Below are 24,012 nucleotides of genomic sequence, written 5' to 3'. Positions count from 1 at the left end.
CGGTGAGCCATCATTATTTAGCAATGGCTCAGGATACGTTTAATAAAATTTAGGTACTGCTGTTAATCGGTAAAGTAATTGCAATGAAATCGTTTTGATGATTGCGAAGCATGTTGCGAACTTCACTGTATCGTCATGTTTTAAAACCAGACGGGTCATTGTTATTCTTTTTTCTGGCATGTCTGCACAAGGGACTTCTCTATCAGCCCTTGTGTGGTAAGGCGCTTAGCTGAATTGGTGTAAAGTTTTGTCTTCCTGTTCGCATTAAATCGAAAGAAACTTATCGATTAATGACTATTCGGTTTTACGCCGAAATGAATTAACAAAATGAATTAATTGACATAACGAATTTTTTTATTAAGCCATAATTGAATTGAGCTTGTTCGGCCATGGTTTCTAAATTCGGCGTATTTTTTCGCTGGCTTCGATAATTGCCGACACAATCGCCGCACGTTCGTTTTCGTTAACGGTTCGATTTGTCGTCAGCGTGCGCAGGCTGAATTTCAGCTTCTCAAACGCCTCTTCGATCAGCGGATCTTTCTGCGTCTGGCTGACCACCATCTTTTTCATTTTTATCAGCGTATCGCGCAGCGCCTCATGATGCTGGGCGAGATAGGCTTCGCCCGCCGCCGTCAGCGAGTACTGCTTTTTACCGCCGCCGCTTTCAATGGTCGTGGCGTACTTCTCTTCTTCTATCGAGGTCAGAATCGGATAGATTACCCCGGGGCTGGGGCGGTATACGCCCTGCGAATAGTCCCTGATTGAGGTGATCACTTCATATCCGTGCGTCGGATTCAGCCGTATCAGATGCAGCACCAGCAGGACCAGTTCTATGCGGGTAAAGGCCTTGCCGCGGCGAACCTGATTTTTGCCGGCGTCGCTCCCTTTTTTTGACTCATCGGCAGGTGATTCAGTGGGATGAAGCATCTCTTTCATGGTGACATTGCAGGTTAATGGCTGACCAAAATAAGATATATCTTGAGTAATAAACGCATCAAGATATATCTTGAGAGGATTCCGCCTGCAAAGAGTAAAAGTTTCGTTAAGACCCTATTTTATGCGGGCATCCGGGCGAACAAGGTCAAAACGCTGGGCTTCACTGATGCCGTAATAGGCGCTGGGGCCACCGGCACGCAGGATCGGTTCCGCACGGGCGGTCTGATAGACGCCGTTATCCAGCAGATCGCTGTCGATGTGTATAGCGATGGCTTCCCCCAGCACCAGCCAGCTGTCCAGCAGCCCGCCCTGTGCGTTCTGCAGCTGGATGCACTGGGTGAGTCTGCACTCAAAGTTGACCGGGCTTTCCGCCACCATGCTGACATTCACCAGGCTGGCGGGCAGGGCGGTTAGTCCGGCGTGGATAAATTCATCCTCGCCGCGCGGCAGTGAAGCCGAGCTTTCATTCATCGCTTCCGCCAGCGATCGCGTGGCCAGATTCCAGACGAATTCGCCGGTTTCAACGATGTTTGCCACACTGTCTTTCCAGCCGCTGCTGGCAAAGCCGATAATCGGCGGGCGATAGCTGAAGCAGTTAAAGAAGCTGTAGGGTGCCAGATTGCGCTGCCCGGCGGCATTCTGTGAGCTGATCCAGCCGATCGGGCGCGGGCCGATGATGGCATTGAGCGGATCGTGGGGCAGGCCGTGCCCCTCTTCCGGCCGGTAGGAATGACGTGTTCGCGACATAAATCGTCCTTATCTGAGTAAAGTCAGCGGGAAATGTTTACCATTAATAGCACAGAGGGTATCTTACGCCGCTGCTGACAAGAGAGTTACTGATGAAAACCCCTGCCGAGAAAAATGTTCTCCACCCGCGTAACCGCCATCGCGGACGCTATGATTTCGCCGCGCTGATCGCCTGTCATCCGGCGCTGGCGCAGTTTGTTGCCGTGAATAACTGGGGCAGCGAGTCGATTGATTTCGCCAACCCGGAAGCGGTAAAAACCCTGAACCAGGCGCTGCTGCACCATTTCTACGGGCTGGCCCACTGGGATATCCCGGAAGGCTTCCTCTGCCCGCCGGTGCCGGGTCGCGCTGACTATGTTCACCATCTGGCCGATCTGCTGGCGGAAGATAACAGCCGCGTCGTGCCGCGCGAGATCAACGTGCTGGATATCGGCTGCGGTGCCAACCTGATCTATCCGATTATCGGCCACAGCGAGTACCAGTGGCGCTTTACCGGCACCGAGGTGAACCCGCAGGCGATGACCGCCGCCAACGGCATTATCGCCGCGAATCCGGGCCTGAACCGCGCTATTCGCCTGCGTCGCCAGAAGGACAGTTCGGCGATCTTCAGCGGTATTATCCATAAAAATGACGTGTATCACGCCACGATGTGTAACCCGCCGTTCCATGCCTCTGCCGCCGACGCGCATGAAGGCAGCCAGCGTAAGCTGCGGAATCTTGGGCTGGATCGTAATGCGCCGCTGAACTTCGGCGGGCAGCAGGACGAGCTGTGGTGTGAGGGCGGTGAAAAAGCGTTTATCGGCCGGATGATTACGGAAAGCGCTAATTTCGCCCGCCAGTGCGTCTGGTTCACCTCGCTGGTTTCCCGCCGTGAGAACCTTCCTGAATTGTGGCGCGCGCTGGAAGAGGCCGACGTGGCCGCCGTGCGCACCATCGATATGGCCCAGGGGCAAAAGCAAAGCCGCTTTATCGCCTGGACCTTTATGGAACAGCCGCAGCGCACGCGCCTGTTGGGCAAGTAAGCTGACCTCGCCTGCGCAGGCGTCATCAGCGCCCTGAACGCACGGGCCAGGACAATCGTGGAGCAGGGCGCGCTGCACTCAATCCCAGCTTTTCGGTGCAGAGTTGCGGGTAAGCTGGCTTCAAATGGCCTGGTCTGGAGCAGGCAGCGCAGCCTGCACCCCAGCCGCCCCGGCGACATCGTTGCCGCTCTGCATCACCTGCACCGTCTGGTAAGGCACTTTGATCCCTGCGGCATCAAAGTGCTTTTTCACCATGCCGTCCAGCGCGAACCGCACCGTCCACTGCTTCAGCGGCTGTGTGGTGAACGACACGCGTACGGTGAACGCCTGATTGGTTAAGCCGACCAGCCCGGCAAACGACGGTTCGCCGATCACCATGCCCCGAATGGTTTTATCCTCCAGAAGCTCCCTGACCGCCGCCTGTAGCGTGGCGTTAACCCGATCGGTATCTTCGCGTCGATCGACGTCGTAGTTCGCCACAAACGAGCCGATGCCGCGCACGAAGTTGGCAAAGGTCGTGATCGAGGACCACGGAATGATGTGGTAAGCCCCGGTATCCTGACGTACCCCAACGGAACGAATCGACATCCGCTCCACCGTGCCGGTAATCGGCCCGATGGTCACCAGATCGCCGGTGTTCATGCCATTTTCAAACTGGATAAACACGCCGGTAATAATATCTTTCACCAGCGTCTGCGAACCAAACGACACCGCCAGCCCCAGCGCCCCGGCACCGGCCAGCAGCGGAGCGATATTCACACCGATCTCGGAAAGTACGATCATAATGGTGATGGTGCTGATCACCACTGCCAGCGCGTTGCGGAACAGCGTCAGCAGGGTGCGGGTGCGCGCACTGGGCATGGGTCTGCCGTGCGAATCCGAGGCCAGGCGGCTCTCAATCAGGCTGGCCAGCAGCGTCCAGCCCACCGCCGAGAAGAACAGGATCACCACGATGCGGATCAGAATATCCACCAGCTTTTCCCCTGCGCCCAAGGTGAGCCAGTGCCAGAGGTCAAACAGGTGCCAGGCATTCAGCAGCATCAGGGTGACGGCAAACACGCTGATCACCCGTGCCAGCTTAAGCATCGCCGACAGCCAGCCGTTTACCCGCTGCTGAAGCTCAGGGTAGTTACGGCGCAGTTCCGGGGAGAGCACGATGGTTTTATTGATCCAGCGAGTCAACATGCCCGACACCAGCGCGCCGATGGCGATGATGGCCAGCGATCGCACGCTGGCGGACATCATAAACTTCAGGCTGTTGCCGGGATCGAACAGGGAAAACAGGAACAGGGCGATAAAATAGGCGCTGGCCAGCCAGTGCCACACCAGCGCAAAGGCGCGAATAAACAGCGCGAAAAAGGCCAGCGAGCGATCCGCCAGCCGCGTCAGCTCCTGCTGGATATTGCGACGGTTGTGGAAAATCAAATACAGCGCCCACGCCGTGACCAGCCCCATGACCAGTATGTTGATCAGCGCCCCGACCTGCACGTTCACCTGATTCGACACGATCGGCACGATGACCAGCAGGCCATAGCCGATCAGCCCGCTCAGCCAGCTGATACGGGTACTCCAGTAGGTGGCGCGGTCGTCGCTGAGATGGAAAAAACGCAGTTGAGGGAAACGTGGGCAGAACATCAACCTGAGTATCGCTTTGAAAAATTCGATCAGCGCAAAGGCGTTAAGGAACAGCCCCTGCTGGTAGGCGATGGTGCGGCTGCCGCCATTCATATTGTCGCTGAGTATTTGCCCGACAAACAGCGCCAGCGCCAGCAGCAGCAGGTCGATAACAAAGGCACCGGCAATCATCGCGGGCAGGTGCAGCCAGCTGGTGCGATCGCTGTTTTTTCGCCGCCCCCAGGCGCCCATACGACGATAGACTGGAGAGACTGCCCAGCGAACCAGCCAGTAAAAGGCGAACAGCGCGGCCGCCAGCATAACAAAGTGGCTCAGGGCGTTAAAAAAGGTCTGCTGGTTAAACGGTTTGTGTGGGGCATCGACGATGTTGCGATGCAGGGTTTGCAGCCGGGAGGCAAATTCGCCGCCAAACTGACGGCTGACGTCGGTCACACTTTGCAGGACGGTTTTATCTTCCTCTTCTTCCGGCGGCGTCAGAACCGGATCTGCTGGTGCCGCCGGAGGTTCTGACGCTTTGCGCAGCTGCTCAATCAGCTGCTGGCGCGACTGGTCGTTATCCAGAATGTTGGCCAGTGCGGCCCACGCGGCGCGCTTTTCATCGGCATCGGGCGGTGTGGTATCAGCGGCGGCTGTCGTCTGCTGAGACTGGGCGGCGACGGCCGCAGCGGGTAAGGTCACTGCCTGAGCGGTGGAAATAAATGTGCTGCACAGCATCAGCAGCAAAGCCTGTAACAGATAGCGCAGTGGGGAAGTGAGTCCGGGCATCCTGTTCTCCTGTTGTGACGCCAGCGTCAGCGGCAACAGAAAAGTATAGACGCCTGGCTCAGGGCCAAAAGGCAATGCGTGGGATTTTAGGAATCAGACGAAAGCGGGGCGGCGGAAACCGCCCCGGCAGGATTACGATACGTGCTGCAGGAATTCGCGCAGGCGGGCGCTCGGCGGGTTAGTGATTAACTCGTCCGGGTTACCGTCTTCGGCGATGCGGCCTTTATCGATAAAGATCAGGCGTGAGGCCACTTTCTGGGCGAAACCGACTTCGTGGGTGACGATGACCATGGTCATTCCCTCTTCCGCCAGATCCTGCATCACTTTCAGGACTTCGTGGCGCAGTTCCGGGTCGAGGGCTGAGGTAGGTTCATCAAACAGCATCATCTTTGGCTTCACCGCCAGCGCACGGGCAATGGCCACGCGCTGCTGCTGGCCACCGGACAGCTCGGAAGGGAAGTGGTTGGCGCGCTCGGCGAGGCCCACTTTGCTCAGCAGCTCTTTTGCCAGCCGATGCGCATCAGCCTTCTTCGCGCCGCGGACGCGGATTGGACCAAAGGCAACGTTATCCAGCGCGCTCATCTGCGGGAACAGATGGAACTGCTGGAACACCATCCCGGCTTCCTGGCGGATCAGGCGATCATCGACCTTCGGGTCGTTAACCTTCAGGCCGTCAACGATCAGCTCGCCGCTGGTGATCTCTTCCAGCTTGTTGATGCAGCGCAGCAGGGTGGATTTACCGGAACCCGATGGGCCGATAATCACGACGACTTCGCCTTTTTCGATTTTCAGGTCGATATCGTGCAGGACCTGAGTGGCACCGAAGTGCTTGGAAACGTTCTTAAATTCAATCACAGGATTTTCATCCTTTTCTCAATGCGACGCAGAACAAAGCTCAGCACCAGCGTAATAATCAGATAGATAACGGCAACGGCGCTCCAGATTTCCAGCGCGCGGAAGTTACCGGCAATAATTTCCTGCCCCTGACGGGTCAGTTCGGCCACGCCGATGACGATGAACAGGGAGGTATCCTTGATGCTGACGATCCACTGGTTACCCAGCGGTGGCAGCATGCGGCGCAGCGCCAGCGGCATGATCACGTAGCGCAGCGTCTCACGGCTGGACAGGCCCAGCGCCAGACCGGCTTCACGGAAGCCGCGGTTAATCGACAGCACCGCACCACGGGTGATTTCAGCGATATAGGCGCCTGAGTTAATGATGATAGTGACCACGGCAGCGCTGAACGGGTCGATCCGCAGATCGGTAAACGCCATGGGCAGAGCAAAGTAAATGAACATCACCTGCACCACGATTGGGGTGCCGCGAATCAGTTCGATGAAAACCAGCGCGATGTTGCGTGACAGCCAGCCGCCGTAGGCGCGGGCAAAACCGGCAATCAGGCCGATAATCACACCGCCAACCAGACCGAGGACCGAAATCCACAGGGTCAGCTTGGCACCTTCAAGCAGGATTGGAATAGCAGGCCAGATGGCGCTCCAGTCAAACTGCATGTTTATTCTCCGGATCTAAAACCATTTTTGTTGATGTGGAAAAATGCGGGAACAAATCGGTTCCCGCATTAAGTACAGCCGTTAGACTCTTATTATTTAGGTTCGCTGCCGAACCATTTTTTGTACAGCGTGTTGTAAGTACCGTTCTCTTTCAGCGTTTTCAGCGCGCCGTTCACTTTCTCACGCAGATCGTCGCTGCCTTTCGGGAAGGCAATACCGTACTGCTGAGCTTCAACCGGCTCGCCTACCGCTTTGAACTGGCCTTTGCCAGCGGTATGGATGAAGTACAGGATGTTTGGCGTGTCGTGCAGCACGGCGTCAGCACGGTTGGTACCAAGTTCCATGTAGGCGTTATCGATGTTCGGGAACTGGCGCAGATCTTTAGTTTTGATGTGCTCTTTCGCGTAGTCCACGGAACCGGTACCGCTCTTCACTGCCACAACTTTACCGTTCAGGTCTTCAATGCCCTTCACGGTGTCGTTATTGGCCTTCACCATCACCTGCAGGCCGCTTTTGTAGTAGCCGTCAGAGAATTCGATCGCTTTCTTACGCTCGTCGGTAATGGTGATACCGGCCAGGGCCAGATCAATATTACGCGTTTGCAGTGCAGGGATGATACCGGCGAAATCCATCGGTTTCAGGGTGTATTCAAGATTCAGCTGTTTTGCAATTGCATCCCACAGGTCGATGTCGAAGCCGACATATTTATCACCCTGTTTAAATTCGAAAGGAACAAAAGCGGTATCTGTTGCTACGATCAGTTTCTTATCTGCAGCTGTGGAAGACACGGCGAACGCCATGGTCAGCGCAGCCAGAGTGACCTTAAAAATTGACTTCATCATTTTATCCTTATCGCTTCCCGGACGTCCCGGGTAAATGCCAGCAGCCCTATGAAAGAATCATGCCAGGTTTGCAATGATATGGAAAACAGCGGGTTAATGCGAGTTTTCCGAAAGGTGCTGACACGATACAGTGTATTGCACTCATGTGGGGCGTCATTTTGGTGCATCTCGTCCAGTGTGGTGCAATGGGCCGCCCCGCTTGCATTAGCAGTTGTAGCAAATTGCCGGATAAAAACAACAGATAGTGTCGTAGGGGATTAATTTATTGCCAGTGGGCTCTGATTTTTTGTGGGAATAGCGTGGGGTATGCGCCGAGGTGCGGGATAAAAAAAGAGCAGATGGCGGGACCATCTGCTCAGAAGTGGTGAACACGTCAGATTAATGCAGCGGGTTTACTCGATATTGGATTCGATGAACCACAGGAATTTATCCAGATCGCGAGACGCGGCGGTGAAGATATCGGCGCTGTCTTCATCAGACACTTCGCTGATGGCTTTACGCACGTCGTTAGCTACAACCGCATAGCGGTCAGCCAGCGCTTTCAGGTGTTCCTGCACGCTGTGAATGTTCAGCGGATAGCTTTTCAGCGGTGTTCTGTCGTTAACAATCTGCGTGGTTCCGAGTGCAACGCCACCCAGCTGCACCACACGTTCTGCAATAGTATCCTGGTGATCGGTAATCGCGGTGCGGAATCCATCCAGCATTTCGTGAACGGCGATAAAGTTAGCGCCGCGCATGTTCCAGTGTGCCTGCTTGGTGATCAGGGACAGGTCGATGAATTCGGTAACCAGACGATTAAGCACCTCAATCGTGGCTTTTTTCTCGTCGTCGGCCACATCGTTACGGGTGTAAATCAGATCAGAAGATTTTGCTTTAACCAGTTTAGCGGTACTCATCATTAATATCCTCTTAATAGTCAGGTTGTCCTGTTAATTGACGGGGATAAGTATAGCACCGTTTTTTAAAGCTGCATTAAAGGTGGTTCCTATCGCTTTAATAGCGCGTGATGAGTTGATTTGCCGAGGGTTTATTTGTTTTTTTCGAAGGTTTAAATATTAACGGGAATGATTTGTATTTCTAATTGTTTTACAGGTCATTGAATTGAATGGGAGTTTTTATTTTTAGTTTGAATATGGATTCTTTGTAATTAATAATTAACGATTATTTCCATGTTAATTAATTGTTACTGCATAAAATTACAAATCGATAAATCTCCCGCTCCGTTTGGGCGAAGCGGGAAGATGCCCGTTATTCTCGACTCTCATTGACCGGCACGATTTTCGCCTTTGCCGGGCGCAGAGTCATGGTCGAACCTGCCGATGCCACAATGATCGCCAGCAGCGCCAGCCACTGCACCAGGCTCAGCACTTCGCCCAGAAACAGAATGCCGGAGATCGCCGCCATTGCCGGTTCCAGACTCATCAGAGTGCCGAAGGTACGTGCGGGCATCCGGGTCAGCGCCACCATCTCAAGCGAGTAGGGCAGCGCGCTGGAAAGGACGGCAATCGCCAGGCCAATCGGGATCAGCGACAGCGCCCAGCCGCCGCTGTTGGCAAAGGTAATGCCTAGCGGAACAAACACCAGTGCGCCGATCAGCGAACCCATAGCGGCGGTAGCCGGTCCGTGCTGGCTGCCCGCACGCTTGCCAGTAATGATATATACCGCCCACAGCGCACCTGCGCCGAGGGCAAGCAGCGCGCCGACGGGATCGACGCTGCTGACGTTCTCACCCAGCGGCAGCAGGAAAACCAGTCCCAGCAGCGCCAGTATCACCCAAAGGAAATCCAGCGGGCGGCGCGAGCTGGCCAGCGCCAGTGCCAGCGGCCCGGTAAACTCCAGCGCCACCGCAATGCCCAGCGGAACCGTGCGGATCGATAAGTAAAACAGATAGTTCATGCCGCCCAGCGACAGGCCGTAAATAATCAGCGGCAGGATCTGGCTGCGCTGAAAGCGCAGACGCCAGGGTTTAAACACGATGCAAAGGATCAGCGTACCCAGCCCGAGACGCAGCGCGGTGATACCCGGTGCGCCCACCAGTGGGAAAAGCGATTTCGCCAGCGCGGCACCACCCTGTATTGACGTCATTGCAATCAGTAAGAGCAGAACGGGAAGCCAGATGGAATTTTTTAACTGTTGAGGGGACATCCTTTATCTCAGTCCTTATGTTCCGTTGTTATCAGATGTAGCGCTAGAGTCTACGTGAATGACGACGATAATCTCAGCTTGCCGCGCTAAAAAATAAACGGAAGCTAAAGAAAACAAAAGAGTTAGGTAAAGAACTGTCAGGTTTCAATTAGGATTACTCTCAATGAACCTTTTTTTACAGGGGATAAAATAGCGAGCGATGTCGCATAAATATAAGAAAAATGAATAACATATAAACTTCCATTAACTTTCTGTTACACCAAATATTCCGTTAGACAATGAAAATAGGGCGGAGTTTCCCACTATATTTTGTTATATTTTTAGCGTTGTCAGGATAGAAGTACTTTTTACATTTGAGGTGGTTATGAAAAAAATTGCATGTCTTTCCGCACTGGCTTGCGTTCTGGCAGTTTCTGCTGGTTCAGCAATGGCACAAAGCACCGTTACCGCTGGTTACGCACAGAGCGACTACCAGGGTATCGCTAACAAGGCGAACGGCTTCAACCTGAAATACCGTTACGAAAACGGTAGCGATCCACTGGGTTGGATCGGCTCTTTCACTTACACCGAGAAAGATCGTACTGACGCTGGCGATTACATCAAGGGCCAGTACTACGGTTTCACCGGTGGTCCTGCTTACCGTCTGAATGACTGGGCGAGCATCTACGGCGTTGTAGGTATCGGCTACGGCAAATACCAGTACAACGAACCAAACCGCGAAAAATATGATTCAAGCGACGTAGGCTTCTCCTACGGTGCTGGTCTGCAGTTCAACCCAATCCAGAACGTTGCTCTGGATGTGGGCTACGAGCAGAGCCGTATCCGCAGCGTTGACGTTGGCACCTGGACTGCTGGCGTAGGCTACAGCTTCTAAGTTGCCTCTGCCCGGTTCGCTTTTGCGAATCTGCGCTGATAAATCCGCCCTTCGGGGCGGATTTTTTTTGGCTGCTATTTGGCGAAAGGGTCCTGCTTCAGCTGGCTGAACGGCAGGCGCTTGAGGGCAAAGTTGGTGACCTGAATCGCCGGGCCCTTATCGTTGGAAATAAACCGATAGGTGGGGGTTATCTCTTTGGCACTGATGCCGGTCCACTGCGAAAACAGCAGCAGGAAGTCATTCGCCGAACGCGGCTGGCTGATGACCTGGTGGCGGCTGTCGTTGCTGGAGCTGATAAACATCGGCACCTCAAAATTCTGCCGGTACTTGTCATCGTGCGTCAGATACTCGTTGCGCGTGCCTTTTTCCTTAAACGCCAGACCGTGGTCGGAGAAATACATCAGCGAGAAACTCAGCCCGCTGCCGTGCAGCTGTTGCCACAGCTGGCTGAGAAAACCGTCGGTCTGCGTGATGCTGTACAGGTAGCAGGAGGTTTCACTGGAGTGCAGATGCTCCACAAAGCGCCCGCGAGTGCGATCGCAGGCTTTCGGGTGCGATCCCACCAGGTGATACACCAGCAGGCGCGGTTTTTCCACCGGCCTGGCCAGCGCCGCGGCGGTAAAGCCCAGCAGATCTTCATCCTGCGTATTTTTATCCGCTTCAAAATCGCCCTGCTTGAGGAAATGCACCGTCTTCGCGCGGCGGGCGATACTGGCAATCGGCGTATCAAATTGCCCAATCTGCCCCTGATTCGACAGCCACCAGGTATCAAAGCCCGCACGGTTCGCCAGGCTGATAATATTGTTCTGGTACTGCGGCTGGCCGTTGACGACCTGATTCAGCGTCAGCCCCAGCGATTTCTGCGTGGAGGAGGCCGCGGAGGTGTACTGGCTGAAAAACTGGCCGTTAAGCTGGCTGGCAAAAGGGGTGTTATCCCAGCGGCCACCAAAAGCACCCATGGCATCACGACGCGCACTTTCGCCGATCACAATAACGTAAATTTGCCGATCGGGTTTGACCCCCAGCAGATGCCAGTCATCCTGCAGCGTGGCAAGCTGATTCATGCGGTCGATCTCTTTATCCACCGACACTTTGCTTTCAATCGTATCTTTCACGAAGCGCACCAGCGGATAGCCGGCATCTTTCAGATTGAATACACCACCGGTGAGCTGATTCAGCACCGGCTGGGTGAGCCAGGCCACCACGACGAAAGCCAGACAGGCGCTCTCGCGATGTCCCCATTTCGCCTTTGGCTCGGGTTTGCGTTTTAACGACATCAGACCGGCGGCGATAATCGCCAGGCCAATCGCATAATCGTGCAGCGGGAAAATCATCAGCACCTCGCTGGCTTCTTCCGCATTGGTGGCGTGCAGGGCGAGCAGGGTGTTGAAATTGGGCGGGCCATAAACCTGGCCAAACGGATAATAGAAGCCGGCAACCAGCGTAGTTAGCACCAGCAGGATCTTTTGCCCACGAGGCAGTACGCGGGCAAGCAGCATCAATAGTGCAGTAAAGGCAAAAAGATAAAGCCACTGCAAAACGTAGCCAAATGCCTGGTTAATCATAAATGAAAGCAGCAAATACAGCCCGGTATACGGGCTCAGCCAGCCACGGTAGCGGCTTACCGAAACGGTTCTCAGCAGGGTCAGGTTCATACTCAATTCTTATAGAAAACGCTATAGCTCACCGCTTCAGTTGACTGAAGTGGCAGACCGCCTGATACAGCTCGTCAGAAATGGGTGGGCTGGGGAAGGGAGGGACCCGATCGGCCTGCACTCTTTACGAAAGGCTGGGAAGATAGTCGTTGTTTTAGCGGAAGGCAACCAGCAATATGAATAAGTTATGTGAAGCAGTATACAAAATGAATACGGACGGGGAAGGGATCAAGAGGCCGGGGTTGCCGGCCTGTTTTTAAGCAGCATGTTCAGCAGCATCAGCCGCAGGGTAAAGGGTGAACGACTAAACAGTTTCAACAGTAGTGGTACTCTCATGTTAAGCCCCTCCAAACGTCAGGGTATGAACGAATTATCAACAGATATAGCACAGGCTATATCCCATAGCCAGTGCTAATACGCTAAATTTTGTGCTTCTTTGAGCTTCGTTTACAATGTCAGACGAACAGACCGCTGCACGCTGTTAAAAAGCAGCGGTGGATAATAAGAGGAAGCTGAATGAGTCGTCGCGCAAAAGTAGCAGTGCCCGCGCCACTGAAAGATATTGAAGAGCATGTCGAAGGCTTCCGCCAGGTACGTGAAGCCCATCGCCGTGAATTAATCGATGACTATGTTGAGCTGATTTCCGATCTGATCCGCGAGTTCGGAGAGGCCCGGCAGGTGGATATGGCTGCCCGTCTTGGGGTTTCACAGCCAACGGTGGCAAAAATGTTGAAACGTCTGGCAACCGCTGGCCTGGTGGAGCAGGTCCCCTATCGTGGCGTCTTCCTGACCCCGGAAGGTGAAAAGCTGGCGGAGGAGAGCCGTGAACGTCACCATATCGTTGAGACATTCCTGCTGGCGTTAGGTATCAGCCCGGATACCGCCCGCCGCGATGCCGAAGGCATTGAGCATCACGTCAGCGATGAGACGTTAGCTATTTTCCAGAAGTTTAGCGAAAGCCGTAAGTAATCTACTTCAACTCTGCGAGCCAGCATGACAACCCTGCTCAGGCCTTTTTTGCACGATCGTTTTCTGCATCTGTTAGTGGTTCTGGGCCTGTTGCTGGCCTGCTTTGTTCCTTTCTCCCTGGCCGAACTGCCCCGAGCAGTTGACTGGCCGACGATGATCACCCTGTGTGGTCTGTTAATGCTGACTAAAGGCATTGAGGCCAGCGGCTACTTCGACGCGCTGGGCAGGCGTCTGGTGCAGGGCTTTAACCATCAGCGCCAGCTGGCGCTGTTTCTGGTGGCTGCCGCCGCGCTGCTGTCGACGTTTCTTACCAACGATGTCGCGCTGTTTATTCTCGTTCCCCTGACGCTTTCGCTGCGGAAATATTCGGCGCTGCCTATCGCGCGGCTGATTATCTTTGAAGCGCTGGCGGTGAATGCGGGATCGCTGCTGACGCCGATCGGTAATCCGCAAAATATTTTGCTATGGCGTCATGGCGATCTGGGTTTCGGCGGATTTATCTGGCAGATGCTGCCGCTGGCGGCGTTGCTGCTGTTGAGTTTGCTGCTGCTAACCGTTTTTTGCTTCCCGGCCCGGCGGATTGAACGCCATCCGCATGAAGACGAAGCCCGCTGGCAGCGGCCTTTGCTGATCGCCAGCGCGCTGCTTTATGCGGTGTTTATTGCAGCCCTGGAACTGGATCTGCCAGTCTGGGGATTGGGCCTGGTGTTTGCTGTTTTCCTGCTGATGGCGCGGCGTATTCTGCTGACCATCGACTGGAGCCTGCTGGTGGTGTTTATCGCCATGTTTATCGACGTATTTTTACTGACCCGGCTGCCGGTGCTGCAGTCGTCGCTGCACGCCGTGGGTCAGCTGCCGCAGCTGGGGCAGTTTCTGCTGGCGGCGGGATTGTCTCAGGTGATTAGCAACGTTCCCACCACCATTCTGCTGCTGAGCAGCCTGCCACCTTCGGTGCTGCTGGCCTGGGCGGTGAATATCGGCGGCTTTGGATTATTACCGGGATCGCTGGCTAACCTGATCGCACTGCGCATGGCGAAAGATCGCCGCATCTGGTGGCATTTCCATCTTTATTCTATTCCGATGCTGCTGTGGGCGCTGGTCAGCGGCTGGATTCTTCTTTTGATTATTCGTGCTGCCTGAACCGTGGACAGTCTGGTTTCGTCAAGAAAGCCTGGTAATTGTCAATTTACGCTTTATGTTTAGATCAGACTGACTCATTGCGACTTAATTTTGAGTGCGCCTTCTGATCGATGGGAACTATGGCTAATCAAACGACACCAGGCTCGACTGATGAGACACCTCATCAGCATGACCAGCAATCCCCGAACCACGATGACAATGAAGCTCCCCGCAAACGGCCCGGTAAAAAGCCACTGATTATCCTTGCGATAGTGGTGGTGGTGATGCTGGTGATAGCGCTGTGGTTCTGGCTGACCACCCATAATATCGAAACCACCGATGACGCCTTTACCGAGGCAGACGCCGTGACCATCTCGCCGAAAACCTCGGGCTACGTCACCGAACTCCGGGTGAAAGATAACCAGCGGGTGAAGAAGGGCGATCTGCTGGTGGTGATCGACCCGCGCGATACCACCGCACAGCAGGCGCAGGCACAGGCCCAGCTGAGTCTGGCGCAGGCACAGCTGCATCAGGCACAGGCGCAGCTCAGCCTGGCGAAGGTGCAGTATCCGGCGCAAAAAGATCAGGCGCTGGCGCAGCAGGCGCGCGCCGAAGCGAACTATGCGAATGCGCTGGCTGATGATAAGCGCCAGCGCAACGTCGATCCACGCGCAACCTCGCAGCGCAATATTGATTCTGCCAGCGCCCAGCTGCGCTCCGCAAAAGCGGAACTGGAAAATGCCAAAGCGCAGGTAGAAGTGGCTTCGCAGGTTGCTCTGCAAATTCGCCAGCAGGAAACCAACGTCGAAGCCCGTCAGAGCCAGGTTGAACAGGCGCAGGCGCAGCTTAACGTGGCGAATCTGAACCTTTCTTACACCGAAGTGCGCGCGCCTTATGACGGCTTTGTCACCAAACGTAATGTGCAGGTGGGTACGCTGGTGCAGGCGGGATCGTCGCTGTTCTCGCTGGTCTCGCCGGATGTGTGGATCGTCGCTAACTTTAAAGAGTCGCAGCTGCGTCGCATGAAGCCGGGCGATAAGGTGGAAATCGGCGTGGATGCCTGGCCGGATCTGAAGCTGGAAGGGCACGTTGACAGTGTGCAGATGGGCTCGGGTTCACGCTTCTCGGCCTTCCCGTCGGAGAATGCCACCGGTAACTACGTAAAAATCGTACAGCGCGTTCCGGTAAAAATCGTTATCGACAAGGGGCTGGACCCGAATAAGCCGCTGCCGATTGGCCTCTCGGTTGAGCCGAAGGTGACGGTGGAATGACCCCCGGCCAAAGCTGGAAGCCGTCCAGCAACCCCTGGCTGGTAGCCATGACGGTCACGCTGGCGGTATTTATGGAGATCCTGGATACCACCATCGTCAACGTGGCCCTGCCGCACGTAGCCGGTTCGCTCTCTGCCAGCTATGACGAATCCACCTGGGTGCTGACCTCGTACCTGGTGGCCAACGGCATCGTGCTGCCGATTTCCGCCTTCCTCAGCCGCCTGCTGGGGCGCAAGCAGTTCTTCCTGATCTGCATTGTGATGTTCACCGTCTGTTCGTTCCTCTGCGGTATTGCCACCGAGCTGTGGCAAATCATTCTGTTCCGCGTGATGCAGGGCTTCTTTGGCGGTGGCCTGCAGCCGGTGCAGCAGTCGGTGCTGCTGGACTACTTTAAGCCGGAAGATCGCGGCAAGGCGTTTGGCCTCTCTTCCATTGCGGTCATTGTCGCCCCGGTTATGGGCCCGACGCTGGGCGGCTGGATCACCGACAACTACAGCTGGCGCTGGGTGTTCTTCATTAACATCCCGGTAGGGATACTCAGCGTGCTGGCAATTTATCAGCTGCTGGAAGATCCTCCGTGGGAGCGGAAGTGGGCGAAGGGCAAACTGCGGGTGGACTATATCGGCATCAGCCTGATCACTCTCGGGCTGGGCTGCCTGCAGGTGATGATGGATCGCGGCGAAGATGAAGACTGGTTTAACTCCAGCTTTATTGTCACCTTTGGCCTGCTGGCGCTGACCGGCATTGTCGGGGCTATCTACTGGCTGATTTATGCCAAAAAACCGGTAGTCGATCTGCACGTGCTCAAGGATCGCAACTTCGCGGTGGCGGGGCTGCTGATGGCGGGGATGGCGGCGATACTTTACGGCAGTTCGGTGGTGATCCCACAGCTCGCACAGCAGGATCTGGGCTATACCGCCACGCTTTCCGGGCTTGTGCTGTCGCCGGGGGCCGTGCTGATCGTCCTGTCGATTCCGCTGGTCCTGAAGCTGATGCCGCTGATACAAACCCGGCTGATTATCGCCTTCGGTTTCACGCTGCTGATGCTGTCGTTTATCTATTCGGCAACCCTGACCCCGGATATCGACTTCACCACGCTGGTAATGATGCGCAGCGCGCAAACCATCGGTCTGGGTTTCCTGTTTGTACCGCTCACCACCATTGCCTTTGTCACCATCCCGCAGCGGCTTAACGCCGACGCGTCGGCGCTGTTTACCATGTTCCGTAACGTGGCCGGTTCGATCGGCATTTCGCTGTCAACGGCGATGATTACCGAGCGAACCCAGGCGCGCAGCGCGGAAATGGTGCACAACATGACGCCGCTTAACGAGCCGTTTAACCTTGCCGTGGAGCGCTGGGCGCAGGGCGTACGCGACTTTGTTCATATGGCGGGCGATCCGATCGCCATCGCAACCGGGCAGCTCTACCAGCAGATGATCGTGCAGGCGAGGTTCCTCGCCTATATTGACGTCTTTATGGGCCTGAGTATTGTGGCCCTGATCCTGATTCCATTTTGTCTATTGCTGTCGCCGATTAAGAGCGAAGGCAGTGCGGGAGCACACTGACATGCACGTTTATTTCCCTCTGGCCCGTTCACGGACGGCAACGCTGGTGGCCGCCGTGCTGGCGCTGAGCGCCTGCGCCGTTGGCCCTGATTACCAGGCTCCCAAACCCGCCACGCCGGGCAGTTTTAACAGCATGCAGTCGGGCAGCGCATCGCGCCCGCAGGCAACGGCGGTTAACACCAGCTGGTGGAAGTCGTTCAACGATCCGCAGCTGGATAGCCTGATTGAGCGGGCGATTGCCGGCAACCTGTCGCTACAGCAGGCGGTGCTGCGCATTGCCGGTGCGCGTCAGCAGCTGAACCAGGCACGCGGAGCCTGGGCTCCCTCGGTGAACGGTAACGCCCGATTTACCCGGCAGCAGTTGGGCATTAAGGGCGAGCTGGAGTCGGAAGGGGCCTACGACCGCGTTGATCAAATTGATACCGATACCGACTTAAAACCGGTTCTGGACAGCCTGTCCAAACCGGTCGGCCTGTACCAGGGCAGCTTTGATGCCTCCTGGGAGCTGGATATGTGGGGCAAAGTCCGTCGTCAGGTTGAAATGGCCGGCGCGCAGCAGCAGCAGTCGGTAGAAAACCGCAATGATGCGCTGGTGTCGCTGGAGGCCGAAGTGGCCCGGGCCTATCTGCAGCTGCGCGGCGCGCAGGCGATCACCGCGACGCTGGAGACGCAAATTGCCGTGGCGCAGCAGACGCTGGAGCTGACTCAGAGCCAGCAGCGCAACGGGCTGGCACCGCAAACTAACGTGGAAAACGCCCGCGCCCAGTTCAATTTGCTGCGCTCCCAGCTGCCGCAGTATCAGGCGCAGATCCACCAGGCGATGAACGGACTGGCGGTGCTGACCGGTCGCGTGCCCGGCGCGCTGGATGGCGAACTCGCCGCCAGCAAACCGTTCCCTGCGCTGCCACAGGTGGTGCCGGTTGGCATCCCTGCCACGCTGGCCCGCCGTCGCCCCGATGTGCGCGAGGCGGAAGCCAGCCTGCATGCCGCCACGGCGAATATCGGCGTGTCGGTGGCCGAACTGTTCCCCAGCGTGTCGCTGACCGGGCAGTTTGGTATGCGCAACAGCGATGCCAGCTATCTGGATAACTGGAGCAGCCACTTTTACAGCTACGGCCCGTCTGTCTCCATCCCTATCTTCCAGGGAGGACGGCTGGTGTCGAGCGTGAAGGTGGCACGTGCGCAGCAGGCCAGCGCCGCACTGGGCTATCGCCAGACGGTGCTGACCGCGCTACAGGATGTAGAAAACGCACTGGTTAGCTACCACAGCGATCAGCAGCAGGTTGTCGGGCTGGATGAAACGGTAAAAGCACAGCAGTCGGCGTTTAATCTGGCCAGTGACAGCTACCGGCAGGGGATTTCTTCGTTTATTGAAGCGCTTGACGCCCAGCGTCAGCTGGCGCAAGCGCAGCAGCAGGCCGAACAGGCAAGGGTGCAGAGCGGTCTGGATCTGGTTGCACTGTATAAAGCGCTGGGCGGCGGCTGGGAAAATTACCAGAACGTTAGCCTGCCGGAATATACCGTATTTGGCCCGGCGGAAACCCCACAGTAAAATTTCCTTCCCTACAGCCCCCTGTTCGGGGGCTAATAACTCTCCGTGTTAATCCCTTCCTGCCGCTTCTGCCTGACAGTTCTTATATCCGCACAAGTTTAATCCCTGTTTTAATTCCGGTTATCTCCTGTAACCCTCACTCCACAAGATAAAAGTGATAGCGATGATGATGAAATGATAAATAAACCATCATTTTCATAACTAATTGATTTTTAATTGGTTTAAATATATTTTTGGTTGATTTTAATTGAGAGGTTGAATGATAGATAGCTATCATTTCTATTTTATGGTGAAACTTATATTCTCTTTTTTGTGATATGAAATGAAATGGCAGGCATACTATCGGGTCAGTTCAACCTTAAAAGCGGATTAATGAGCGATGCGTCACAAATTAAAGGTAGTAATGGGATCGGTTTCTCAAAATTTAATTTTCATTGTTAATTAAAATGAAAAAAATGATCTAAATTGGTTGTGCAGACGGTTGTTGTTAAAACAAGGTTGAGTTTTACCGCTCTGTCCCCTTACCAACCAGGTCGTTAAGAGGTCATTGAAGTCGCTATGGCAAAAGAACAATATATAACCGCTAACCGTGCGTCAGGTCCCAACAGCAACACCAAAACAGAACCCCTTGTTAAAGTGATTGCCGCAATCGCCACTTTAGGTGGCCTGCTGTTTGGCTATGACACTGGCGTTATTTCCGGAGCCCTGCTGTTTATGGGCGACGAGTTACACCTTACCCCCTTCACTACCGGACTGGTTACCAGTTCACTGCTGTTTGGTGCGGCATTTGGCGCACTGTTCTCCGGTCATTTTGCCGCCGCCGTAGGCCGCAGAAAGATCATTATTACCCTGGCGATTATTTTCGCGATGGGATCGATAGGCACCGCGCTGGCCCCTGACGTGGAGTGGATGATCTTCTTCCGCGTGGTTTTAGGCGTTGCCGTCGGCGGCGCGTCGGCCACCGTACCGGTGTATATCGCGGAAATTGCACCCGCCAACAAGCGTGGGCAGCTGGTGACGATTCAGGAGCTGATGATCGTTTCCGGTCAGATGCTGGCCTATATCTCCAACGCCGGGTTTAACGCGGCCTGGGGCGGGCATGATACCTGGCGCTGGATGCTGTTCGTTGCCACGATTCCCGCCGTACTGCTGTGGTTCGGCATGATGTTTATGCCGGATACGCCACGCTGGTACGCGATGAAAGGGCGGCTGGCCGAAGCGCGCAAGGTGCTGGAGCGGACGCGAGCGAAGGAAGACGTTGAATGGGAGCTGGAGGAAATAACCGAGACGCTGGAAGAGGAAGACCGCCAGCAGACGCGCTCAAGCATTAGCGAACTGAAAAAGCCGTGGCTGTTTAAGCTGTTTCTGATCGGCGTGGGCATTGCGGTAATTCAGCAAACCTCGGGCGTGAACACCATCATGTACTACGCGCCGACGATGCTGAAAGCGGTAGGCATGAGCACCGATGCGGCGCTGTTCGCCACCATTGCCAACGGCGCAATCTCCGTCATCATGACCTTTGTCGGTATCTGGCTGCTGGGGCGCATTGGCCGCCGCACGCTGGTGAAGATCGGCCAGTTTGGCTGTACCGCCTGCCTGTTCTTTATCGGTGCGGTGAGCTACTTCATGCCGGAAACCATCAACGGCGAGGTGGATGTTCTGCGCAGCTATATGGTGCTGCTGGGCATGCTGATGTTTTTAAGCTTCCAGCAGGGGGCACTGTCACCGGTCACCTGGCTACTGCTGTCGGAGATCTTCCCAACCCGCCTGCGCGGCGTTTTTATGGGCGGTGCGGTGTTCGCGATGTGGATTGCCAACTTCCTTATTTCTCTGGCCTTCCCACTTCTGCTGGCCAGCGTGGGCCTCTCCGGTGCTTTCTTTATCTTCGGTCTGATTGGCGTTTGCGGCGCGTTGTTCGTCATTAAGTGCGTGCCGGAAACCCGCAACCGCAGTCTGGAGCAGATTGAACACTATCTGCACGACTGGCTGAGTAAAGACGAAGAGGCCGCAACGCTGGCTCCATCGAAGCATAAAGCGGAAAGTCACTAAGCTTATGGCCGGGTACTCACCCGGCCTTTTTACCACTGCGCCCGCCTGCCGCACCAGCACACTGTATTCGCCGCGCCGTTTTTGGCATAATGCGCGCTGACTCACACATCCACCTCGCAAAAGAAAGGCAATCCTGTGCTAGTTTCCAGCAACGTCACCATGCAGTTTGGCAGTAAGCCGCTGTTCGAAAACATTTCTGTCAAATTTGGCGGCGGCAACCGCTACGGTCTGATCGGTGCCAACGGCAGCGGTAAGTCCACCTTTATGAAAATTCTGGGTGGCGATCTGGTGCCTTCTGCCGGTAACGTCTCCATCGACCCGAACGAGCGCATCGGTAAGCTGCGCCAGGATCAGTTCGCCTTCGAACAGTATTCAGTGCTGGATACGGTGATCATGGGCCACGGTGAGCTGTGGGCGGTGAAGGAAGAGCGCGATGCAATTTATGCGCTGCCGGAAATGAGCGAAGAAGATGGCTACAAAGTTGCCGATCTCGAAGAGAAATACGGCGAAATGGACGGTTACACCGCGGAAGCACGCGCCGGTGAACTGCTGCTGGGCGTGGGTATTCCGCTGGAGCAGCACTACGGTCCGATGAGCGAAGTGGCACCCGGCTGGAAGCTGCGTGTGCTGCTGGCGCAGGCGCTGTTCTCTAACCCGGAAATCCTGCTGCTTGACGAACCGACGAACAACCTGGACATCGATACCATTCGCTGGCTGGAGCAGGTGCTGAACGAGCGTAACAGCACCATGATCATTATTTCGCACGACCGTCACTTCCTGAATATGGTCTGTACGCACATGGCCGATCTGGACTACGGCGAACTGCGCGTTTACACGGGTAACTACGACGAATACATGACGGCGGCGACCCAGGCGCGCGAACGTCTGCTGTCGGATAACGCCAAGAAGAAGGCGCAGATCAACGAACTGCAGTCCTTCGTCAGCCGCTTCAGCGCTAACGCCTCGAAATCCCGCCAGGCAACCTCTCGCGCCAAGCAGATTGATAAAATCAAGCTGGATGAAGTGAAAGCGTCAAGCCGCCAGAACCCGTTTATCCGCTTCGATCAGGATAAAAAGCTGTTCCGTAACGCACTGACCCTTGAAGCGGTGACCAAAGGCTTTGATAACGGCCCGCTGTTTAAGAACGTCAACACGCTGCTGGAAGTCGGTGAGAAGCTGGCGATCATCGGTCCGAACGGTATTGGTAAAACCACCCTGCTGAAAACGCTGGTTGGTGAGCTGACGCCGGATTCCGGTACCGTCAAATGGTCTGAAAACGCGCAGATTGGTTATTACGCGCAGGACCATGCTCATGACTTCAGCGATAACCTTACCGTGTTTGACTGGATGAGCCAGTGGATGCAGGAAGGGGACGATGAGCAGGCAGTACGCAGCATCCTCGGCCGCCTGCTGTTCAGCCAGGACGACATCAAGAAGCCTGCTAAAGTGCTTTCCGGTGGGGAAAAAGGCCGCATGCTGTTCGGTAAGCTGATGATGCAGAAACCGAATATCCTGATTATGGATGAACCGACCAACCACCTGGATATGGAATCTATCGAAGCGCTGAATATGGCGCTGGAGATGTACGAAGGAACGCTGATCTTCGTTTCTCACGACCGTGAGTTCGTCAGCTCGCTGGCCACCCGCGTGATTGAAATGTCCCCGGGCAAGATCACCGACTTTACCGGCAACTACGAAGACTACCTGCGCAGCCAGGGCATCGTCTAAATTGCTGTTCGTGGGCCAGGCTCCTCTGGCCCACGCTTAATGGCTCTCCGCCACCTGATTTTTCCCCGCATTTTTCGCCACGTACAGCGCCCGATCCGCCCCGGCGATCAACGTCTGCGGCGACAGTATCTGATTTTCCTGAGTCATTACATGCAGCCCAACGCTAACGGAAACCGCCTGCTGACCACAGCTGTTTTGCTGGTGTGGAATGTTCAGAGCGGTAATCGCTTCAAGCGCCTGCAGTGCTAAACGATAAGCCAGATCGCGATCGCAGCCGGGAAGAATAATCGCAAACTCTTCTCCGCCGTAGCGGGCCACCAGGTTATCCGGGCGATGGGGTAGGTGGGCCAGCGCATCGGCAATTTTCTTCAGGCAGTCGTCGCCCGCCGGATGACCGTAGCTGTCGTTGAACGCTTTAAACGAGTCGACATCAATCATCAGCAGCGCCAGCGGAATATGTAATTTGTTCGCCCGATCGATGCTGTGCTGCAAATAGAGATCGAACTGACGACGGTTTGCCAGCCCGGTCAGGCCGTCAACCAGCGCCAGCGTCTGCAACGTCCGGTTCATTGCTGTGAGCCGATCGCGTACGGCGGTCAGCTCCTGCTGGTTCTTCAGGTTCAGGCCGATATGCCGCAGCACCAGCATCCCCAGCAGGAAAATCACCAGCAGCAGAATCGTACAAAGTGCGATGTAGACGCTCAGCGTAGAGAACCAGCCGCGCATCAGCTGCCCTTTATCATAGCCGGCGGCGGTGACCAGCGAGTAGCGCTCCAGGGCCGAGTAGCCGAAGACGCGCTCTTTACCGTCCAGCCTGGATTTATATACGGCGGTGCCGCTGGAGGCGTTTTTCAGCAGGGTGGTGAACAGCGGGCTGTCGGAAATATTGCGGTTAATGGCGCTCTCAACATAGGGGCGCACGTACAGGATCGTGCCGTCGCTGAGCATCAGCGCCAGTACGTTGTGGCGACCCAGGTTGTAGTAGCCGTAAACCGTTTTAAAAAAGCTGAGATTGACCGAAGCGAGCAGGATACCGCGAAAGGACCCATCGCTGTTATTCAGGCGCAATGATACCGGGATCACCAGATCGCCGGTCGCGCGGCTGCGGATCACCTTGCCGATATGGACCTTGCTGTCGGCATGGGTGAGGTGATAGCGGAAATATTCTCGATCGCTGTTGTTAATCTGCTTTGGAATATTGCCCTTGGAAGTGACCAGCCAGTTACCCTGTGCGTCATAAATAGCCATGCCGTTAAGCTGCGGCAGTGAGCTGGTGCGCGAACTGAGCAACTCGCGCAGATAGCCGTGCTGTGCCTGATTCAGTCCAATGAGCGAGATGCGATCGCTGACATCCTGTAGCGTCAGGTCGACCTGTAAGAAGGTATCCTCCGCCTGCCTGGAGAGTGACTGTGAAAGATTATGTGCATCATCCTGCGCCGAGGCGATGGTCCGCTGCCAGGAGTTCCAGATCAGCCAGCCGTTTATCAGAATCACTACGCTCACGATCGCCAGTAAAAAAATAATCATCATCTGGCGCAATGAAAGCTTACTGGAGTGAGTGGTCACGGCGTGCTGGTCTGCAATCATCTACGTCATCCTTCCTGCCACCGGGGCGGTCATACTTTAT

Annotated in this window: 20 protein-coding genes; 9 read left to right on the top strand and 11 right to left on the bottom strand. The window is 55.4% G+C overall.

What is annotated here, in order from left to right; translation table 11 throughout:
- Window positions 1-396: 396 nt before the first annotated feature.
- Window positions 397-936, bottom strand: coding sequence for a PadR family transcriptional regulator (locus JOE09_RS07055; protein ID WP_239552984.1), 540 nt, complete (start codon window positions 934-936; stop codon window positions 397-399).
- Window positions 937-1,050: 114 nt separating this feature from the next.
- Complete coding sequence (locus tag JOE09_RS07050) at window positions 1,051-1,683, bottom strand: flavin reductase family protein (protein WP_200562232.1); 633 nt, start codon at window positions 1,681-1,683, stop codon at window positions 1,051-1,053.
- Window positions 1,684-1,775: 92 nt separating this feature from the next.
- Here JOE09_RS07050 and rlmF point away from each other — a divergent pair, with 92 nt between their 5' ends.
- Entirely contained in the window at window positions 1,776-2,705 is a 930-nt protein-coding gene (gene rlmF, locus JOE09_RS07045; RefSeq protein WP_105593518.1) for a 23S rRNA (adenine(1618)-N(6))-methyltransferase RlmF, read from the top strand.
- Window positions 2,706-2,825: 120 nt separating this feature from the next.
- Here rlmF and ybiO read toward each other — a convergent pair whose 3' ends face one another.
- From ybiO to rhtA, 6 genes are all read right to left on the bottom strand, one after another.
- A complete protein-coding gene (ybiO, locus tag JOE09_RS07040; protein WP_205065288.1) occupies window positions 2,826-5,105 on the bottom strand; it encodes a mechanosensitive channel protein in 2,280 nt (759 codons plus the stop codon).
- Window positions 5,106-5,237: 132 nt separating this feature from the next.
- On the bottom strand, window positions 5,238-5,960 hold the full coding sequence (glnQ, locus tag JOE09_RS07035) for a glutamine ABC transporter ATP-binding protein GlnQ (RefSeq protein WP_205065287.1): 723 nt from the start codon (window positions 5,958-5,960) through the stop codon (window positions 5,238-5,240).
- Window positions 5,957-6,616: a glutamine ABC transporter permease GlnP gene (glnP, locus tag JOE09_RS07030; RefSeq protein ID WP_205065286.1), complete on the bottom strand. Its 660-nt coding sequence runs from the start codon at window positions 6,614-6,616 to the stop codon at window positions 5,957-5,959. Before glnP ends, glnQ begins: the two co-directional genes overlap by 4 nt.
- 92 nt (window positions 6,617-6,708) lie before the next feature.
- Window positions 6,709-7,455, bottom strand: a complete 747-nt coding sequence (gene glnH, locus JOE09_RS07025; RefSeq protein WP_205065621.1) for a glutamine ABC transporter substrate-binding protein GlnH — start codon at window positions 7,453-7,455, stop codon at window positions 6,709-6,711.
- 395 nt (window positions 7,456-7,850) lie between these two features.
- Complete coding sequence (gene dps, locus JOE09_RS07020; protein ID WP_200545817.1) at window positions 7,851-8,354, bottom strand: DNA starvation/stationary phase protection protein Dps; 504 nt, start codon at window positions 8,352-8,354, stop codon at window positions 7,851-7,853.
- Between the two features lie 352 nt (window positions 8,355-8,706).
- Window positions 8,707-9,603, bottom strand: a complete 897-nt coding sequence (rhtA, locus tag JOE09_RS07015; RefSeq protein WP_205065285.1) for a threonine/homoserine exporter RhtA — start codon at window positions 9,601-9,603, stop codon at window positions 8,707-8,709.
- Between the two features lie 364 nt (window positions 9,604-9,967).
- Here rhtA and ompX point away from each other — a divergent pair, with 364 nt between their 5' ends.
- Window positions 9,968-10,477, top strand: coding sequence for an outer membrane protein OmpX (ompX, locus tag JOE09_RS07010; RefSeq protein WP_105593511.1), 510 nt, complete (start codon window positions 9,968-9,970; stop codon window positions 10,475-10,477).
- Between the two features lie 74 nt (window positions 10,478-10,551).
- On the opposite strand, the gene JOE09_RS07005 is transcribed toward ompX, so the two are convergent.
- Both JOE09_RS07005 and JOE09_RS26500 read right to left on the bottom strand, forming a co-directional pair.
- Window positions 10,552-12,132, bottom strand: coding sequence for a phosphoethanolamine transferase (locus tag JOE09_RS07005; protein ID WP_205065284.1), 1,581 nt, complete (start codon window positions 12,130-12,132; stop codon window positions 10,552-10,554).
- Between the two features lie 228 nt (window positions 12,133-12,360).
- Window positions 12,361-12,468 (bottom strand): hypothetical protein, encoded by a 108-nt coding sequence (locus JOE09_RS26500; protein WP_476703938.1) that lies wholly within the window; start codon window positions 12,466-12,468, stop codon window positions 12,361-12,363.
- Window positions 12,469-12,648: 180 nt separating this feature from the next.
- Between JOE09_RS26500 and mntR the strand changes: the two genes are divergently transcribed.
- The 7 genes from mntR (at window position 12,649) to JOE09_RS06970 (ending at window position 22,385) form a co-directional block, all read left to right on the top strand.
- Window positions 12,649-13,101: a manganese-binding transcriptional regulator MntR gene (gene mntR / locus JOE09_RS07000; protein ID WP_105593509.1), complete on the top strand. Its 453-nt coding sequence runs from the start codon at window positions 12,649-12,651 to the stop codon at window positions 13,099-13,101.
- Window positions 13,102-13,125: 24 nt separating this feature from the next.
- Window positions 13,126-14,241: an SLC13 family permease gene (locus JOE09_RS06995; protein WP_205065283.1), complete on the top strand. Its 1,116-nt coding sequence runs from the start codon at window positions 13,126-13,128 to the stop codon at window positions 14,239-14,241.
- A 110-nt stretch (window positions 14,242-14,351) separates the two neighbouring features.
- Window positions 14,352-15,491, top strand: a complete 1,140-nt coding sequence (locus JOE09_RS06990) for an HlyD family secretion protein (protein WP_205065282.1) — start codon at window positions 14,352-14,354, stop codon at window positions 15,489-15,491.
- Complete coding sequence (locus JOE09_RS06985; RefSeq protein WP_200562218.1) at window positions 15,488-17,056, top strand: DHA2 family efflux MFS transporter permease subunit; 1,569 nt, start codon at window positions 15,488-15,490, stop codon at window positions 17,054-17,056. The genes JOE09_RS06990 and JOE09_RS06985 overlap by 4 nt, the downstream gene beginning before the upstream one ends.
- 1 nt (window position 17,057) lies before the next feature.
- Window positions 17,058-18,608, top strand: coding sequence for an efflux transporter outer membrane subunit (locus JOE09_RS06980; RefSeq protein WP_205065281.1), 1,551 nt, complete (start codon window positions 17,058-17,060; stop codon window positions 18,606-18,608).
- 558 nt (window positions 18,609-19,166) lie between these two features.
- Window positions 19,167-20,657 (top strand): sugar porter family MFS transporter, encoded by a 1,491-nt coding sequence (locus tag JOE09_RS06975; protein WP_205065280.1) that lies wholly within the window; start codon window positions 19,167-19,169, stop codon window positions 20,655-20,657.
- Window positions 20,658-20,792: 135 nt separating this feature from the next.
- Window positions 20,793-22,385 carry an ABC-F family ATPase gene (locus tag JOE09_RS06970; protein ID WP_205065279.1) on the top strand — a complete coding sequence of 531 codons (1,593 nt, stop codon included), beginning with the start codon at window positions 20,793-20,795 and terminating at the stop codon, window positions 22,383-22,385.
- Between the two features lie 36 nt (window positions 22,386-22,421).
- Here the strand turns inward: JOE09_RS06970 and JOE09_RS06965 are convergent, their stop codons facing one another.
- Window positions 22,422-23,972 (bottom strand): sensor domain-containing diguanylate cyclase, encoded by a 1,551-nt coding sequence (locus tag JOE09_RS06965; protein ID WP_205065278.1) that lies wholly within the window; start codon window positions 23,970-23,972, stop codon window positions 22,422-22,424.
- Between the last annotated feature and the right edge of the window lie 40 nt (window positions 23,973-24,012).

Source organism: Pantoea coffeiphila, from assembly GCF_016909495.1.
Classification (GTDB): domain Bacteria; phylum Pseudomonadota; class Gammaproteobacteria; order Enterobacterales; family Enterobacteriaceae; genus Erwinia; species Erwinia coffeiphila.
The sequence above is the reverse complement of the archived record's forward strand: the minus strand, read 5'-3'. Positions and strand labels throughout refer to the sequence as shown.